General features: G+C 57.9%; 1 rRNA gene. It reads right to left on the bottom strand.

Annotated features, from left to right (window positions below):
• Positions 1-340, bottom strand: a 23S ribosomal RNA gene (locus FOI68_RS23080); the annotation flags it as partial.

The following is a 340-nucleotide window of genomic DNA, read 5'->3' as shown; positions in this document are numbered from 1 at the left end:
TCGCCTTGCGGCTTCGCAGAGACCTGTGTTTTTGCTAAACAGTCGCTTGGGCCTTTTCACTGCGGCCCCCTCGGGCTGTTAACCCTACCGGGGCGCCCCTTCTCCCGAAGTTACGGGGCCATTTTGCCGAGTTCCTTAGCAAGAGTTCTCCCGCGCACCTTAGGATTCTCTCCTCGCCTACCTGTGTCGGTTTGCGGTACGGGCACCTCATTCCTCGCTAGACGCTTTTCTTGGCAGTGTGAAATCAGGGACTTCGGTACTTGCATTTCCCTCGCCATCACAGCTTGCCCTTGACGGTGTGCGGATTTGCCTACACACCAGGCTTGCTGCTTGGACGGCC

It is taken from the genome of Brevibacillus sp. LEMMJ03 (genome assembly GCF_007197875.1).
In the GTDB taxonomy this organism is placed as follows: Bacteria; Bacillota; Bacilli; order Brevibacillales; family Brevibacillaceae; genus Brevibacillus; species Brevibacillus thermoruber.
This window is presented reverse-complemented; position numbering and strand designations above follow the sequence as displayed.